At 47.7% G+C, this 16973-nt stretch carries 8 protein-coding genes; 4 read left to right on the top strand and 4 right to left on the bottom strand.

Annotated features, from left to right (window positions below; all coding sequences use genetic code 11):
• Window positions 1-191 precede the first annotated feature (191 nt).
• Together PPG34_RS12745 and PPG34_RS12740 are read left to right on the top strand one after the other, a co-directional pair.
• The gene (locus PPG34_RS12745; protein WP_313833741.1) at window positions 192-941 is read left to right on the top strand and encodes an iron-containing redox enzyme family protein; all 750 of its coding nucleotides are present in this window, start codon (window positions 192-194) and stop codon (window positions 939-941) included.
• 229 nt (window positions 942-1170) lie between these two features.
• Window positions 1171-1734 (top strand): hypothetical protein, encoded by a 564-nt coding sequence (locus tag PPG34_RS12740; protein WP_313833740.1) that lies wholly within the window; start codon window positions 1171-1173, stop codon window positions 1732-1734.
• A gap of 1026 nt (window positions 1735-2760) precedes the next feature.
• Here PPG34_RS12740 and PPG34_RS12735 read toward each other — a convergent pair.
• The 4 genes from PPG34_RS12735 to PPG34_RS12720 form a co-directional block, all read right to left on the bottom strand.
• Complete coding sequence (locus PPG34_RS12735) at window positions 2761-4050, bottom strand: 4Fe-4S dicluster domain-containing protein (protein ID WP_313832868.1); 1290 nt, start codon at window positions 4048-4050, stop codon at window positions 2761-2763.
• A gap of 13 nt (window positions 4051-4063) precedes the next feature.
• The gene (locus PPG34_RS12730; protein ID WP_313833739.1) at window positions 4064-4426 is read right to left on the bottom strand and encodes a response regulator; all 363 of its coding nucleotides are present in this window, start codon (window positions 4424-4426) and stop codon (window positions 4064-4066) included.
• A gap of 137 nt (window positions 4427-4563) precedes the next feature.
• Window positions 4564-7977: a molybdopterin-dependent oxidoreductase gene (locus PPG34_RS12725; RefSeq protein WP_313833737.1), complete on the bottom strand. Its 3414-nt coding sequence runs from the start codon at window positions 7975-7977 to the stop codon at window positions 4564-4566.
• A 595-nt stretch (window positions 7978-8572) separates the two neighbouring features.
• Window positions 8573-10153 carry a sigma-54-dependent Fis family transcriptional regulator gene (locus PPG34_RS12720; RefSeq protein ID WP_313833736.1) on the bottom strand — a complete coding sequence of 527 codons (1581 nt, stop codon included), beginning with the start codon at window positions 10151-10153 and terminating at the stop codon, window positions 8573-8575.
• An 886-nt stretch (window positions 10154-11039) separates the two neighbouring features.
• On the opposite strand from PPG34_RS12720, the gene PPG34_RS12715 reads away from it, so the two are divergent.
• Together PPG34_RS12715 and PPG34_RS12710 are read left to right on the top strand one after the other, a co-directional pair.
• On the top strand, window positions 11040-15920 hold the full coding sequence (locus tag PPG34_RS12715) for a hypothetical protein (protein ID WP_313833734.1): 4881 nt from the start codon (window positions 11040-11042) through the stop codon (window positions 15918-15920).
• Window positions 15921-16029: 109 nt separating this feature from the next.
• Entirely contained in the window at window positions 16030-16971 is a 942-nt protein-coding gene (locus PPG34_RS12710) for a carboxypeptidase-like regulatory domain-containing protein (RefSeq protein WP_313833733.1), read from the top strand.
• Window positions 16972-16973 lie beyond the last annotated feature (2 nt).

Here is a 16973-nt window from a genome sequence, read left to right as displayed (position 1 = left end):
CACATAAACATTGATGGTTGTTGCTATTTAGACCACGATAGTTATTCAATCAATCACTTGCTCTTAGGAGACTCCAAGATTGTTTAAACTTTGGTCTCATCCTAAGGCTACCGAAGTATTCAAGCACATATTAAGTAAAGCGGCTTTGGAATTAGTTGAATAAACATCACCTGGAAACCATCAAACTAGTTATGACTCAAAAAAGGTTAACTCCCACGCAATTCCGCAATCAGTTGTTGGCCGTAATGGACAAGAAACATCATTGGGCTTGGCCACAGTTTGCAGGCAGCGCAATTTCAAAAGCCCAACTCAAAATCCATTTTCAGCAGGAATATGGGGTCTATGTCCGAGACTTCCCTGTCTTGTTAGCCCGCATTCACGGAACGAATCCACCCATGGATGTCCGTCGAAAGTTGGCGGAAAATATTTTTGAGGAGGATACGGGAAAATTGTCGTTAGGGAAATCTCATCCCGAGCTCTTTTTGACCATGATGGCGGGATTAGGATTTCAAAACGGCGCTTTTGGCAACTTAACCCTGCTTCCCGCAAGCCGTCGCTATCGTACCTGGCTCGACCAGGCGACACTAAATCGAATTTGGCTAGTGGGGACAGCAGTGATGACCATTTTCGTTGAAGGCAGCATCAACGATCGGCAAGAACTGCTCCATCCTTCCAAGGCAAGATCAAAACGGGAAATCGAATCGCATATTAAACGCCATCCCTTGGTGCGCTTTCACGGTCTCTCCCCTGCCTATATGGACTTAAGCCGTGCCCATCAATTGGTTGAAAACGGACATCGGCATGATGCCTATGATATGGTCGTCAATCACACCACCACTCGACAGGACCAAGAAACCATTTTGACGGCCTTGCGAAAATCCTTACGACTCTGGTTGGTCTACAGAGATGGGATCGCCCGGGCCTGCCGATTGACGCCGTGATAGGCACATAGTCGGTTCTGCTCATTTTTTCCTCGAAAAACCATTCACGTTTTCTGCTCAGAGTCCTTAAGTTGACATTTCGTTTTGGGGATAGGTAGAAATCTTCAAGGGGTAGCGAGGTATCCTGATTAATCAATGCCCATGGTCGAAAAGGTATGACCTGATAAGTCCCAACCTTTTTTCATGTTGCAATACCACATCGACATCTTTTAACGCCTGGAGTTCCAATATGCCGGTCAATGCCCTTCGAAAAACAGGGGCTCGCATGAGTCTTCAAGAAGCTCTGGAACGCATGGAAAAACTTAAGCGGCTCATGCAAAGTAGTAATGAGCATGAAGCGGCATTAGCCGCCTTGCGTCTCAAAACTTTTGATGTGAATGCTGCCCGGGCTCCCCGTCTGGAGAAAGAACCCATCCCCACTCCGGTCCAGATGGCCGAAGATCCTACAACCAATCAGTCCATCCCCGTCTTGGATGATTTTCCCGATGTGCCCTATGAAACCTTGGACGAACTGGAAGCCCACCAACCCGAGGATAAAACCTCAGTCAATTGGGCAGAGTTACACAAGATTCTTCTTCAACAAGCTCTAGCTATTGGTGCAGATGCTGTGACGAAAATACAGCTAAAAGGGACCCCAAAGCAGAAGATTCTCGGCGGGACGGCCATTCGGTATTTGACAGCCCAAGACCTTTTTGAAATTGATCAGGCCCACGCCATCGAAAATATTGAGGAACATATCAAGATGGAAGCCAAAGAACGACGCGATGAAGATACCGCTCCTGGGTATGGGTAAAGACTACAAAATCAAGGCCTCTCAAAACGGTTGAGACCAGAGATCTTTCTTTTCGAAAGACATATATGGTTCTCCAAGATTTTACCTAACAACTGCTCGCCGATTTTTCCTTCAGCTAATTTTTCACTTTGGATTGGAAATTTTTTCGGTTTCAATGGATTGGTGTCGACAATTCCTTGCGAAACACCATGGGTTTCACTTTTTTGTATGAACAGGATCCCATTCGTGCTCGGGATTTTCTTGACTTCTCACACGAATGGTTGATCACTGACCAATTGTTTTGCCTACCTTCCCCTATGCGAAAATCCCTGAGCCAAAAAGGGCCATCAGCACCAAGCCCACAACCATGACGATTACAATGAAAGTTAATTCCCACATTGACTCCATAGTATCACCTCATTAAGCCCCGCACATTTAAACCTTTTTATTTCTCTGGGGCCAACTCTTGAAACCAGACCAACATGAATTTCCCAACATTTCGCGTCTTTTTCTGTGCAAGAATCGTTCCATAATTAATTTATCAGTGTGTTCTCTTTGGAAACTCACGTAAGTATTGAGAATTCCCCTTAAAGGCTCGGGACCTTCGAAAGAGTTGCATTGATTGTAGTCCTCGATTCTGTTCGAATTCACTCCTTTACACCTGTGCGCATCCGCTCAATTTAGCAGGTGAAATGCATGAGTGAAGCCGCGAACCTCCATGGGTTGGATTGGGTAACTAAAAACCCGCCACTCGTTGTAAAAGAAAGAGTAGAATCTTCTGAATTCTCTAATGAAATCAGTAGCTTATTCAAGGACACTATCAGTGCAGAAGGAAGGCACCTTAAGACAGAATGATGGTGGGCGAGTATCTCAATTCATTAGTCGATTTGATGAATTCACCAGTATCGGGATGGGACTCATTCGCCAAGTTCTTAACAAATTATTAAATACACGGTCTTCGCACAAAAGCGCTACCAACAATACAAGAAGCGGCCGGCCAGGAACTCCTGTGCCGGCCGCTTCTCCCCCAACATTTTACACCTGGACCTACAACCAGGTGACGCGTTCGGCCGGCCGAATGTAAATCGGCTCTTCCACCTGCTGCCGTACCGCTTCTTTGCCGGACTTGTTGAAGCCCAACACCGTGTCGTTATACATCTGGAACCGTCGACCATGAATCTGGGTCTCGAAGACGAGGGGTCCAGGAATCACGTCATACCGGAAGATGATTTGTTGGCTGGCTCTCCACAATTGGAGCACCGCTAACAATTCCCGGCTCGGCACCAAATACTTCTCAATCGCCGCATCCACGCCCGGCCCAAACATCTGCCGGATGTACCCCCGAGGTGCTTGCCGGGGTGGGATATAAAACCCATTCGGCTCTGTTCCCCATTGGGGATACAACGGTAACGCCACTTGTTCCACCCGAATGGTGTAATACAGTGGGTTCCAGCGATCTTCCGCCCACAGCCCATCTTCGCCAATCTTGACGAGGTTCTGTAAGCGAATCTTCCCCACGCACGCGGCCATACATCGCGTTTCCATCGGCTCCCCACCCGTGAGAGGATCTTTACCCTCCACCCGGGGGTAACACGCAATGCACTTCTCGGTCACCCGAGTCGTTCCACGATACATGGGCTTCTTGAATGGGCATTGCTCCACGCACTTCTTGTACCCACGACACCGGTTTTGGTCGATCAACACGATCCCGTCTTCAGGCCGCTTGTAGATGGCCTTTCTTGGACAGGCGGCTAAACAGCCCGGATACGTACAGTGGTTACAAATCCGTTGGAGATAGAAGAAGTAGGTTTCATGCTCCGGCAAGCTGCTGCCTTGCATTTTCCAGGGTTCTTCTTTGGTAAACCCGGTTTTATCAATGCCTTCGACAATGGCCCGCATCGACGTCGCCGTGTCTTCATAAATATTCACAAACCGCCATTCTTGGTCTGTAGGAATGTAGCCGATGGCCGCTTGCCCAACTTTGGCACCCGCATCGAAAATGGTCATTCCTTCGAACACGCCATAGGGCGCATGGTGTTTGCGACCCACACGGACGTTCCAGACTTGTCCGCCGGGATTGACTTGCTCGATCAACTGCGTGATTTTCACATCGTAGAACTGTGGATAGCCCCCGTACGGCTTGGTTTCCACATTGTTCCACCACATGTATTCCTGGCCTTTGGAGAACAACCAAGTCGACTTGTCGGCCATGGAACAGGTCTGACAGGCCAAACACCGATTGATATTGAACACAAAGGCAAACTGCCACTTCGGATGCCGTTCCTCATACGGATACAGCATCTTCCGTCCTAATTGCCAATTATATACTTCTGGCATGATTTCCTCCGTTTCAAAAGGTTAAAGATCGTCGATTAGTGATCGCTTCTTTGGCCACCGATACAACGTCTTCTAATTCCAAAGATTTAGTTACCAGTGACACGACCCCTTGATACTGACTCTTTGACACATCCATGACATCACTATAAGCCGTTAAAATGACGACGGGAACCGTTAACCCTCTTTTCCGCATCTCAGCTAAGGTTTCTTCTCCATTAAGTCCAGGCATTTTAAAATCCAACAGCACAGCATCGGGATGTTCGTGATGAAGTGCGTCAAGAACTTTTTCACCTGACTCAAAAGTTTGAACCAAAAAGGCTTCCCTTACGAGTCGTTTGGCAATACTCTTCCGAACGACGGCGTTATCATCTACCACAAAAACAGAAGGGCGCCACTCATATACATTCACCTTTTTAAAAACTTGGTATTAAAATATAAGCACTAATAATGAGGGTGGAGGCAATGGCACAATTCCGCCCCCAAATTCAGAAAGCCTCCACCCTCAATTTATTATTACACCTTGATCTTAATGTGGTCGCCTTTGAGCCACTTGATCATGAACTCATTCTCCTGGCCAGGCGTAAACCCGGATCGGACTGGCTCCCAGGGACCGCGGCCACCAATGCCACCATCCTCGGCTTTCGTAATCCGAATCAAACATTCCTTTGGTGTTGTATTGACTGCATGATGATCAATTTCAAAACCCCACTTGAATTTCCATTTGTTCGCACTCTTTCCTGGTAATGAATCCGTTTGATGCATAGGCATTAACCAACTCCGCGTAAAAGATTGTTGAGCCCCGTATCGAAAATTCGATTGATACCCCGTATCCGTCGCAATCGCGCGTCCGTCTGGCCGCGTTTCATGCCCTTTCACCGATTTCGCAGTCGACACAAACGGCGCATGCTTGGCCATCGTGACATGGTACGGGAAGGCTGGATTATACTTCGCCCGAATCATCAACCGTGCCACTTTGTAGTACGGATCTGAGGGCTTCCACCCACGATATGGACGATCCACTGGGTTCCCATCGACGTAGACATAGTCCCCGTCGTTGATACCCCGGTCTTTAGCCGCTTGCGGATTCACATGCAATTGATGTTCACCCACACCCGGCGTCCGTTTATCCATCCGATACGCATCCCCGAAGTTGGATTCATACATCTGCACCCAGTCATTGACGGACCATTGACTGTGCACCCGATGCCGCGTCTTCGGCGTCACACAATAGAACTGATACCCTTTTTCCCAGAGTGGGTTGGAGTACCGTTTGATTTCCGCCCACGGCAACGCAATGTTCCGCACCGTTTTATCATCATGATGCTGAGCCGTGATGGGAATCCCGTAGTCATCCGGCCGCACATACGGGTTGGTCGTCATGATCGCATTGGGCAGATAGGGCGTGGCTTCCGTCCCTTCCCGATGCGAAATGAAGTTTTCCCCATACTCAATGGCTTCCGGCTCGATGCGGTAAGTTTCTAGTCGTCCACTTCTGGTCCATTGAGGTTTACTTTCATTGGCTTCCTCCCACAGTGGGACTCGAGGGTAGGTTCGGCACATGACCATCCAGCCTTTTTCCGACTTCAACATGGTGTCTGCACTATACCCATAAGACGTGGAACCAGCATCAAGTAGTCGCTGGACATAGACGTCCACCCGGTTATCATAGACAAATTTAAAGTAATCACGGAAGCGCCTATCACCTGTCAGCTCCTTGAGTTTCGCCGCGACTCCTGCCACGGTATCCAAGTCATTTCGTGTGTCATAGAGCGGTCGAATACCACCCTTCCAAATTTGCATCCAGGGATTCGAAACTGTGGCGGTCATTTCCGGATAGGTAAATTCCATCCAACTATTTACCGCAAACGAAACATCTGCATGATTGACGTCGGAGGTCATCTCGATGTCCTGATGAACAATAGTTTCAATATGCGGATCAACGTTTTTCACCATATCGTAATGGTGCTTGGAATTATTCAAGATATTGACATTCGCCACCCATCGGAACTTACTTGGGGTTGGCATGTGCGTTTTCCCAGTAAACACTCGTCGCCCATACTTCGGCGTATTCACAATCAACGCCGTATCCCCATGATTCCAATAGCCAACTTCTTCTCCATAATAGTAACCACGAGTGAATATTTCTTTTCCATGCGCATTGGGATCCGTAGTAATTTTAAAGGGGTTTTCTCCCGTGTGAACGGACAAACCTGCCCCAGCCCAAGGAGTCGATGCCCAAATTCCTGCCTTATAATTCCCGGACCAGGTATGACACCCCGAACCAAATTTGCCTATATTTCCGGTAATAATGAGAGTCATGGCAGCGGCTCTACCCATGGAGGTCATATGGAAATAGTGGCACACACCTTCTCCATTATGAATGGCCGCCGGCTTGACGGTCCCCATATCCCTAGCCCATCGGATAATTAAATCCTTAGGAGCCCGATTGATTTGGTGGACCGTGTCGAGGTCATAATCCTGTAAATGAACTTGATAGAGCTGATAAATTGGCAGGACATCTACCTCACGACCATTCAACAGTTTAACTCGAAACGTCCCCATTAACGCAGGCTCAATACCGCTATTCTTGAAATGCCACCCGACTAACTCCCGATGAATGGGCACAGCCTGATTTTGATTGATATCCCACACCATAAAACCACCCAACCGCTCAATCTCATATGGCTTTAACGTTTGCACTTTTCCTGAATAACTTCTCGATAAGTCAGGGAATTGATAATCCTTGATGACATCCCGTGGATCTAAATATTGGAGTGTATCGCTCCGCACCAGAATGGGAAGATCCGTAGATGACTGAATAAAGTCCATGTCCTGCATATTTTCATCAAAAATGGCTTTCGCGGCGCCAAGGAAAAACGCCCCATCCGTGGCGGGACGAACGGGAATCCAGTAATCTGCTCTATAGGCGGTTGGATTGTATTCGGGCGTGATGACTGCAATCCGTCCTCCTCGCTCAATGCACTCCAACTTCCAGTGGGCTTCCGGCATCTTGTTCTCAACAAAGTTCTTTCCCCAGCTCGTATTAAATTTACAAAACCGCATATCGTTCAGATCTTCATCGCAATTTTGCGTACCATTCCACCAAGGTTGGGAAGGATCTTGATCTCCATGCCACGTATAATTATTCCAATACCGTCCCCCTTGAGCTTGATTCGGTTTCACTTGCCTGATGTATGTATCGAGCAATGCCCCACAACCCCCGTTCATTCGTGTGACTCCCATCTTTCCAATAATTCCAAGGACGGGCATTCCTGAACGGAATTTCATGCACCGGACTCCTGACCCTTTGGTCATTTCAATCATTTCCGGTGGATAGCCTTGCTCACGCAGACGTCGAGCTCCTGCCTCTCCACTATAGCGCTCTGCAATAATGATCATAGCTTTGGCGAGATAAGTATAAGCGGTATCCCAACCGACCCGTAACATGTCATCCAGATACCGAGCGTTGAATTTATACTTTGTTACAATATCTTGGGTAAATTCGGGGCTGCCGGCATCCATCCAAGCTTTCCACCCCCGCCGAATGAGGGGGCCTTTTAAACGGTACGGACCATACACTCGTCGGTGCATGGTGTAGCCCTTCAAGCACATCCTGGGATTGTGCGCGAAGGTCCCGCGATTACCGTAGAGATCTTCATAGGTTTGATGATCGTAGTTTTGCTCTACCCGCATCACGATCCCGTTCCGCACAAAAGCACGAATCCGGCAGGCATGGGTGTCGTTGGGGGAACAACACCAGGTAAAGGATGAATCATAGCGATACTGATCGTGATACACCCGCTCCCAAGCGCGATCAGGATACTCGCCGAGCGGATTCCCTACCTCAATAACCGGCTGCAAGGCTGTAAGAGCCAACGCGTTATCAGCCAAAGCCACTACAGCTACGGCTCCCGTTGAAACTTTCATGAACTGGCGTCTTGATAGAAACATTTCTTTTTCCTCCATCCCTAAAAAGGGTTAATGAACAACCCATCGACACCTATTGGGTGACACCAAATTTTCTTTCGTCGTTTCTCGACTCTTAAGCCTCCTTTCTTCTTCACCATGAATCATTTTTAAACTTCGCTTTTGACATACTCCCTAACCACTACGACTGATCGATTGGCACAAAATGCTGATGAGTGCGAGGTCATCATTCGTCCTTCACAGAAGGGACTTTCCCAAGAAGTGCAAATTTGTTGCCCAAGCACACCCATTTAAAAACGACGAGTGTTAACCTCATGAAAAATTAGAATTAACTGAAAGTAAGGTGGGGAATGTGGCTTGTATTACAACATCACAACCATGGAAAATTCGAGGGATACCGCAGGCCTTCCTCAAGTTTTCAATGGTAAAAAATTGAAAAACTAATCCAGTAATATGTGAAGAAGAAATCTTATTGGTTTACCCCTTTGTCGGATAAACGCAGAGAATTCCTGGTTATGAATAAAGAATGGAAAGAAGGGAACGAAAGGTAAAAAACACCTTCAAGGCAGGAAACACAATGAGACAGAAACCAAGCTTATGCTATAGCTTGGCGGTTTAGCCCTAACTTTTTTAATCGACTTCGCAAAGTACTTGGATGAAGCCCTAATTGTTTAGCCGCACCCAAGGCACCTTCAATTTTTCCTTCGCTTCGCACCAAAGCCTGTTGAATCCTCGACCGTTCTATGTCTTTGAGTTCCCCGGAAAACTCCTGGTCTCCTCCTACTTGTTTGGTGCTCAGCAATGATTTATCAATATGCAGGATAGCAGATCGAGAAAGGATCATGACTCGTTCAATAATGTTTTTAAGTTCACGAATATTCCCTGGCCAAGAATATTGAAGCAGACGTTCAAGTGAGGCCTCATCAATATCCTGACAGGGTCGTTTAAACTCCACACGATTTTTGTCCATAAAATGCCTTGCCAGCAGGGCAATATCCTGAGGACGTTCCCGAAGCGGTGGGATAACAATGGGAAAGACATGGAGCCGATAAAACAGGTCTGAGCGAAATCGCCCTTCGGCAATCAACTTGCTCAGATCACTATTCGTCGCCGCAATAATTCTGACATCAACAGAAAGGGGTTTACTGCTTCCCACGCGGTCGATAATTCCATCCTGAAGGACTCGCAGTAACTTGGCTTGCGCCTCTAAGGGCATCTCTCCAATTTCGTCCAAAAACAGCGTGCCGTTATCGGCCAATTCAAACTTCCCTGGACGATATTGCTCTGCGCCGGTAAAGGCGCCACGCTCATGACCAAACAATTCACTTTCCACAAGGCCTGCCGGTAGTGAGGCACAATTGATTCTGACAAAGGGATTATTTTTCCGAGAACTCAACTCATGGATAAAGCGAGCCAGGAGCTCCTTGCCGGTTCCGGTTTCTCCGGTGATCAAAACAGAACTGTTGGTCTTAGCCACGGCTTGAGCCAAATCTAAAACCTTTTTAAATTTTTGGCTGGCCCCAATCATGGCTCCAAAATCGTGATTGAATTTTATTTCCTCGAGCAGATACGCATTTTCCCTGGCCAACTGTTCTCGTAATTGACTAATTTCTTCGTAGGACTTCACCTGATCGATTGCAAAGGCAATTTGGGTCGCTACTTGACGTAAAAATGTCAAACTTTGTGGGTCAGGGTCACCCGATTCCACACTCCCAATATTGAGCGTGCCCAAACAGGTATCGCGAACAATGAGGGGCAGATTAATCATTCGACCAAGCCCTTCCTGTAAATAATAGTGATCCTCAAGAAACACCTGTTCATGCTGGAGGGATTTTCGAATGTGAATTGACTTATGGTCATAGACCCATCCAAAACCGCTACCTTCTCGAGGGATCACCGTATCGCATGTCAACTTCACAGTTGGCATACTTGTTTCTACGGCATAAAAGCGAAAGCCATCAATATCTTCGTGATACAGGGTAATGCCCGCCCGCTCCCACGGAATGACCTTTTTTATGTGTCCCGTAATGGCTTTCCATAAACTTTCCGTATTTCTCTGAGAATTAAGAATGTTCGTGACCTCAAGCAAGGTTTGGTAAAACCGTTCGACCACCCCAATATCAGATAAATGAGAATCTACAATTTTCGCGACATTCGAACCACTCTTATAAGGCATGACCACCCCCGATATTTCTACGTAGGAAAACTTTGATTGAATTTTCTTTCGCCACCTCAAAACTGTTATTCAAAGTCTTTGCGAAAAATGTATGAGTACTTCTTAAGTAAAGCAAAAACTGGACCAATCTATAGTTTAGTATGAATACTGATTTTTACTTAATGCAAGGTTTTAGGGACTTTAATAGTGCATCCCAATGTAATGACAAAAATAATGTTTAATTTCAGTATGTTACTGTTAAAAATAAATACTCAGACCCAAAAGGACTACGTCCTTTCACCAATTATTTGAAACTTCACCCCGAAAAGTCCATCAGAATATCGCGGATTAGTCACCATAAACCTCGAAATTTCAATGCCATAAATTATTACAATACCGTCCTGCGCGATTTCAATATTCAATTCTGTGCATAAACGCACAAAACATAAAAGACGATGACTTTTATAATTTTTAGATACTAAATACCTTCTCTCTCACTTCACTGAACCAATCCGAAACCATTCACTAATATTCCCAGAATGGGATCAGTTCCTGTTAACAGCTTCTTCTAACTCTCAAAAATATTTACAGGAAGTCTACGCTTTTTAAATCAGGGGGCACCTTTGAACTTAATCTTTCTGATTGCCATTGCTCATTCCAAGCCGTGCGGGAATTGAATCAAATCCCTCGAAAAATGGAGGGAAACGGCATGAATTGGCCACGTCATTTCGTGACCAATTCTCTCTCTTTCTCTACAACTTTTTTCGCTTGCTTCTAATTTCCACGTTTTTTCAGCAGCTTCCTTATTAAAACAAATTTCCTACTGTTCTGGCCTGGTGTATGCAGACAAGGAAGGCCATACGGACTAGCTAACGATCGTCATCACTATATTCGAGGAGGAATTTTCATGTGTACGTTCAAAAAATTAGCCTATGTGGTTTTAGGATGTTGTCTAGCCACGAACATTGGACTGTTGTTCCCACATTCAAGTTTTTCATCTGACGCCATTCAAGGCAAAGGGGCACATTCAACTCATCCGCCTATGGTCACTGCTGCTCAACCTTCTCAAGGGTGGGTTGAACAGCTCAAAGGACAAACCGTTTTAGAAGACGCTATTGAAGGCCGCCCCGATCGCGCCGCAAAGGTTGATGGACAACATCAACGCTTGATGGAACGCATGAACCATCAAATGCAGATGGATCTGGCCTCCGATTCAAACGACGGGTCGTACAACACCATGTCGATGCTTCATCAATATGGGGCAGGAGGGGCTGATTACCTGCTGGGATCCAATTATGAGACCCAACCAGTTGCGACTTCAGCAGGCCGATGCCCGACCTATGCCCCAATAAGACATTTTGATGTGTCCGCGATTAACGTAGAAATAACCTTGAATCAATGGCTGGATTACTATCCAGGCTACATGTACGTCCTCACAAACAATATTGAGCACATTCGGCGTGAAGAACAGCGCAATGCAGCGGCTAGAGAAAAAGAAGGATTTGATCAAGGTTCGGTCACAAACGGATTGCAGACTGATTGGATCCAGCCTCTGGTCATTCGAGCCAATCAAGGCGATTGCCTAAAAATTACACTCCGCAACAAATTGGAATTTGGGGAAGAAGTCAGTTTTCAGATTCATGGATCAAGCATGATCGTGAGCTCTACAGGACAACCAGCGACCACAACAAATCCCGATGCAGTCGTTGGAGAAGGAAAAACCATCGACTTGGAATGGTACATCCATCCAGACACGCAGGAGGGAGGACGTCAGTTTCATAGCTACAGTAACGACCGTGAGCTAACGGTCATGGGTCTTTTTGGAGCCTTAATCGTGGAACCAAAGGGATCGTCTTATCTTCCTGCCGTCAAAAACCATGAGGGTGAAACTCTGGAAAGCGGATGGCAAGCTATCATCGATAACGCTCATGGACCAGACTATAGAGAATTTGTCGTGATTTATCATGAAGTCGGTGATGAAGCCTTTCGCCCTGTAAACAAACATGGAGATTTTCTCCCGCAACGCGATCCTCTTACCGACGTTTATCGTCCTGGTGCACGCGCCTTAAACTATCGAAGTGAGCCGTTCGGAATTAACTACATGCATCTCCAGCATGAATATTTCGGATTCGAAGATGAATCTCTAGGCTATAGTTCCTATACATTTGGCGATGCCCCGACACCCATCCCGCGCAGTTATTTAGGCGATCCAGCCAAATGGCGGCTCATCCATGGTGGCTCTGAAATTTTTCACTCGCATCATCCTCACGGTGGATCTATTCGGTGGGCAAGGAGTCCACGAGCCACGGACGAAATGCCGCTGTGGCATAAAGCCAAAAACGGTCCTGTAAAGTATCCGGTGATTCGCACCAAATCAGATCGTGTGGATACCGAGGTCATCGGGCCGGCCGAAGCGGTAGATTTAGAAACCGAATGCGGGTCCGGCTTGTGTCAACAGGGGGCAGGGGATTTCCTCTATCACTGTCACGTGGCTCACCACTATGTGGCGGGCATGTGGGGGTATTGGCGGGTCTATAACACGTTACAAGAAGACTCCCTTCATACCGATGTGATGCCCGACTTGGCAGAACTGCCGGATCGGCGTGGACGTATGCAACGCGCCGTAACATCCGATCAACTCGTCGGTAAAACCCTGGACTGGTTCGGTTCGCGTTTTCAAATTATTGAAAAAGGCGAAAGTCAGTGGACTGCCAATCCCACGGTCGTAACAATAAAAGATTGGGTTTCAATGCAATTGCCCACACCAGGACAACCCGGGCACACGGATGACGAACGAGGACAAATCTTGGCATATGATGCCTCAGTCTGGGATTGGACCTGGGATGGAATCACGGCCTTAGCAGAAAAAGAAAGCACCATTGAAAATCCTAAGTATACATCGAAGACTCCAGGGAAGCGGCGCCCCCTGTTATTTGACCCGCTTACGGGAAAACTAGCCTGGCCACACATGTCTCCGCATTTCGGCAAGCGAGTACCCTTTGCACCTGACCATAACCCGGCGCCATGGCTTGAACCCATTCGCCGAGATGCCAACGGTAATCCATCAACGCAACCGGCAAAACCAGGAGAAAATGGACGATGGAGTCTGTGTCCGGATAATGCAAAGCAGGCCTACTACAACGTTCATTTCATTGAAACACCCATTGAAATGTCAGCGAAAGAGGGCGTCGAAGAAGCCGTAATCGATCCCAAGGCATTAATTTTCGTGGTGCACGAAGAAGAGGAAGCCATTCGCGCCAACAACGATTTAAAACATCCATTGGTCTTTCGCGCCAATATATATGATTGTTTGGATTACGTGCTCACAAGTGAATGGGAAGACGACGACTTTACGAATTTCCAATCCTCGAAGATCAACACCCATTTCCACTTTGTACAATTCGATACCCAGTCCTCCGACGGCGTGATCACCGGCATGTCCTATGAACAGTCCGTCCGCCCGTTTACGATGTTGGAGAAGGAGGTGAAGAAGGGCCTACCCGTACCCATGAACGCGCTCATCCTTGAGCCGGTGAAAAAGGGCGCCCAATCCATTCGGGTATCGAATGCCGCCCAATACCACAAGGACACCTTGTTACTGGTAGGCGCGGATAACGTGAAAGGCAATGAGATTCGTCGAATCAAAAATATCCAGGGCGACACTATCTCGTTCCACTCGCCCTTGGAGCACGATCATCCAAAAGATGACATCGTCACCGTGGAATTCGTCAGGCAGCGATTTTGGCTAGACGCGGACGTAGGCACGGTGTTTTGCCACGACCATGCATTTGGCGCTACGACCTGGCCGCATGGTGGATTCTGCTCCTTGTTAGTCGAACCAGTCGGTGCCACCTACCATGATCCACAAACTGGTAAACCGATTCGCACTGGCCCCATCGCCGATATTCATACGACCGAACCTGTCGGCTATGGGGTCAACAATAGTTTCCGGGAACTCACGGTCCAAATGCATGACACCGTGCCTCACACCGTGAACATTGTGACCGCAGGGAATCCTCCTGGCCAACCGATTGAAGTGGCATTAGAAGCCGGGAGAACCGTGTCGTTTCAAATGCCGGACAAGTTAAAAATGACGCCAATGCCCTTCTTGAATGGCGGCACTCACACAACCGGAAGCGGGATTGATTTTCGTGCAGAACCAATTGCGCAGCGTTTGGCAGTCAATCCTGATCCATCCAAAATATTCAGCAGTGACGTGCACGGCGACCCCAGTACGCCATTACTGGAAGCCTACACCGGAGACACGGTCGTCTTCAGGTTAGTGGAATCGCTCATGAATGAAACCCATGTCTTTACGGTTGCAGGACACACGTTCCTGACCGAACGCTATGCCGGCGATGCTAACCGAAAAAACTCCATCCATGTCGGCATTGCGGAGCGGTATGATCTCGTAGTTCCCGAAGCCGGCGGACCTCGCAGACAACCCGGTGACTATTTATACTTTAACGGTCGCTCATCAAAACTGTCCGAAGGGTCATGGGGTATTATCCGCGTACATGACACGATGAAAGAAAATCTGAAACCATTACCACGAGGCTTCGGGCAACAAGAAGGGCCGAAACCGCCCTTGCCTGTATGCTCGAACGATGCTCCGGTCAAATCATTCAATGTCTCAGCGCTTGATCATCCGGAGATGACTTTCAATCCGAAGGCGCCCGAAGCCATTGAAGTGGATTTCGAGCGAAAGATCGAGCTTCGAAATCCACATGGGAAAATCTATGTATTGGATGAAGACATGGCTCAGGTCAACGAAGGGTTCCAACCCATGCCGTTGACGCTCAGAGTCAATGTGGGTGACTGCGTGAAAATTCATCTTACGAATAAAATGAAATCGAGTCGCGCATCATTCTCTGCTTTTTCCCTGTCTTTTGACCCGAAGGACTCCCTGGGTGTGAATCTCGGGTTCAATCCAGGTGACCAAACGGCTGGCCCCGGAGAGAGCCGGACCTACACCTATTATGCCGATCCATCAATCGGAGAAATTACTTCTCTCGTCTGGGATGGGGGCGATATGATGATGAACCCGCGCAATGGATTGTTTGGAGCAATCATTGTTGGCCCCAAGGGCTCAGTCTATCGTGATCCTAAAACAGGGGCGGATATTTCGCTGAAAAATAGTTGGATGGCCGACGTGCTGATTGATCGAAGCATTTCAGGAAATGAACACCGACAAAATTATCGGGACGTGGCGTTATTTTTCCAAGATGAAGATAACATCATTGGAACAAGCTTTATGCCATATGTCCAGAACGTCGCCGGACTCACCGGGGTCAACTACCGTTCAGAACCTTATTTGTATCGAGAGGAACTTGGCTGCACACTCGGACGCATGTTCCAACCGTGTGAAGTGGATGACCCACAAGACCCGGTCACCCCACTCATTGAAGCCCATGCGGGTGATCCAGTCCGAATCCATGTGCTTGGAGCCAGCAGTGAACAGAACGGCATGTTCAGCGTGGAACAACATGAATGGCCAATCGAACCGTTCATGCCGGGAGCAGATCTGATCAGCGTGGTGGAATTCGGGGGATCAGAGGTAATTGATGCTCTGATTCCATCGGCAGGAGGCTCTTACCGTCTCCCGGGAGATTATATCTGGAATAACCAACGTCTACCCTATTCTCAATCCGGGCAATGGGGATACTTCCGTGTCCTTCCACAAGGGGATACACGGTTACTGTCTTTAACCGGTGCCATGCCGAAGGTGAAAGAAGCACAAGCACCCCAGACGAGCCAACCCCAAACTCAGTCTGTCAGATTTAAATAATTTCGCTTTGCAGCCTGTCAATCAAGAGAAGCCGTCTCGGGTTCTCTTGATTGCTTCAGGCGAGGGGACATCAACCTGACCAGGAACAGGAGAAAAGGAGTTACGAAAGATGAAACACCTGACCGAAATTGTAAGAAAAATCCTTCCTATAATAAGCAGCGTCGCCCTCACCTTCTTCCTAGGGGTACCGGGCTGGGCGTATGAAGAAATTCCTGTATCCAATGGTGGGACTATCACGGGCACCATTACCTTAGCCGGCGGATCTCCGAGACCGATGGCCTTTAATTTGGCCACCATTCCCGATGCGGTGTATTGCGGTAGGATTTCTACAGGAACCGGATGGCGAATTGTCGAAGATTTCCTCGTGGCTCCAAACAATGGACTCAAAGATGTGGTTGTGGTGCTCAAGGGAGTTAAACAGGGGAAACCTTTTATACTCCCAAAAGTGTCGATCGAAGCCAAGGACTGTGATTTTTATCCCTTCATCAACGTCCTACGCGATCGAGATGAAATTGAAGTCATTAATATGGATCCAGTCGAGCACGACATTCAGGGTTATGAAACCGCACGGGTTCGTGGAGCACGGGTATTGTTCAATCGACCGCTGCCCATGAATCCATTTCATCAAGTGTTGGGGCTCATGAATGGTCACCAGCACTTACCTGGAACACCTATGGTCGAATCCATTCATTTACAAAAAGAGCGAGACTTATTTGTTATGCAATGTGGGTTCCATCCCTATATGTTCTCCTGGGGCGTCGTGGTCAAAAACCCGTATTATGCCATTACTAATCTGGACGGGAAGTTTGAGATCAACGATATTCCACCAGGGACCTATACACTCTCCGCGTGGCATGCCGGCATGAAACAATATATTGGTCAAGAAATAACTATCCTGCCAGGCCAAACCGTTTCTGTCGATCTGGCATATCAGGCTCCACAGGGAAGACGTAGCGTGCATGAAATGCACGACAATCCCCATTTCGGATTGGAAGTGCTGGGTGAAGGAGTAGAGATCGTTCCCTCTCTCCGCCTCCAGAAACCATTATAGAA

The organism is Candidatus Nitronereus thalassa (assembly GCF_032191465.1).
Taxonomy (GTDB): Bacteria; Nitrospirota; Nitrospiria; order Nitrospirales; family UBA8639; genus Nitronereus; species Nitronereus thalassa.
This window is presented reverse-complemented; position numbering and strand designations above follow the sequence as displayed.

Bases quoted from the DNA above. Each gene is read 5' to 3' on its own strand.
- PPG34_RS12735 (WP_313832868.1), bottom strand. From the start codon at position 4,050: ATGCCAGAAGTATATAATTGGCAATTAGGACGGAAGATGCTGTATCCG.
- PPG34_RS12725 (WP_313833737.1), bottom strand. From the start codon at position 7,977: ATGAAAGTTTCAACGGGAGCCGTAGCTGTAGTGGCTTTGGCTGATAAC.
- PPG34_RS12740 (WP_313833740.1), top strand. From the start codon at position 1,171: ATGCCGGTCAATGCCCTTCGAAAAACAGGGGCTCGCATGAGTCTTCAA.
- PPG34_RS12745 (WP_313833741.1), top strand. From the start codon at position 192: ATGACTCAAAAAAGGTTAACTCCCACGCAATTCCGCAATCAGTTGTTG.
- PPG34_RS12715 (WP_313833734.1), top strand. From the start codon at position 11,040: ATGTGTACGTTCAAAAAATTAGCCTATGTGGTTTTAGGATGTTGTCTA.
- PPG34_RS12710 (WP_313833733.1), top strand. From the start codon at position 16,030: ATGAAACACCTGACCGAAATTGTAAGAAAAATCCTTCCTATAATAAGC.
- PPG34_RS12720 (WP_313833736.1), bottom strand. From the start codon at position 10,153: ATGCCTTATAAGAGTGGTTCGAATGTCGCGAAAATTGTAGATTCTCAT.